The following is a 771-nucleotide window of genomic DNA, read 5'->3' on the forward strand; positions in this document are numbered from 1 at the left end:
GAACCGAATTCCATTGTGCTAGAATAGATTTAGTACCGAACTAGCTTCGGACTTACACGGTTCTCGTGACACCCTCGGCGCGTACTGCCGACGATGTCGCGCAGGAGGTCTACGCGTTGCTGATCACCTACCAGGCGTTGCGGACCGCGATCGCCGATACCGCGCTGGCCACACCGGGCATGGTCGCGGACCGGGGCAGTTTCACCGTCGCTTTGCAGACCGCCCGCGACCAGCTCGTCCATGCGGCCGGGTCATCACCGGCGCGACTGTCGATATCGTCGGTGTGATCGGGCGGGCCGTGCGCGCTGACCTGCTCCCACATCGCCGGCCCCGCAGCAGCCTTCGCGTGGTCAAACGGGCAATCTCCAAACACCGCGCCAAGGGGGTGATCGACCGGACCATCTACCAAACCCACATCAGCGTGCGCGTGCTACCCGGTTGACAACCCGGCAGCACACCAAACTGAGCGGCCTTGGGTCTAGCCCGGGCTGCGGTGCACGCCGGCTACCGCACCTATGTCACCACCGCCGCCGATTTGGCGGCCCGCTGCCACAAAGCTGCGATCGAAGGCCGGTGGGCCACCTGCATGCGTTTCTACGCCGGACCAACGCTCCTGGCGATCGACGAACTGGGATACCTGCCATTACCGGCAGAGGCGGCTTCAGCATTGTTTCAAGTTGTGTCGCAACGATATTTGAAGACCTCGATCGCGATCACCACCAACCGCGGCGTCGGATCCTGGGGCGAGATCCTCGGCGATAACACTGTCGC

At 63.4% G+C, this 771-nt stretch carries 1 protein-coding gene and 1 pseudogene; both read left to right on the forward strand.

The window, feature by feature from the left end:
* Window positions 1-65 precede the first annotated feature (65 nt).
* Window positions 66-287: a hypothetical protein gene (locus A5789_RS38625; protein WP_064903081.1), complete on the forward strand. Its 222-nt coding sequence runs from the start codon at window positions 66-68 to the stop codon at window positions 285-287.
* 182 nt (window positions 288-469) lie between these two features.
* Window positions 470-771 (forward strand): annotated as a pseudogene (locus A5789_RS38630) (ATP-binding protein); the annotation flags it as partial.

It is taken from the genome of Nocardia sp. 852002-51101_SCH5132738, assembly GCF_001665695.1.
Taxonomy (GTDB): domain Bacteria; phylum Actinomycetota; class Actinomycetes; order Mycobacteriales; family Mycobacteriaceae; genus Nocardia; species Nocardia nova.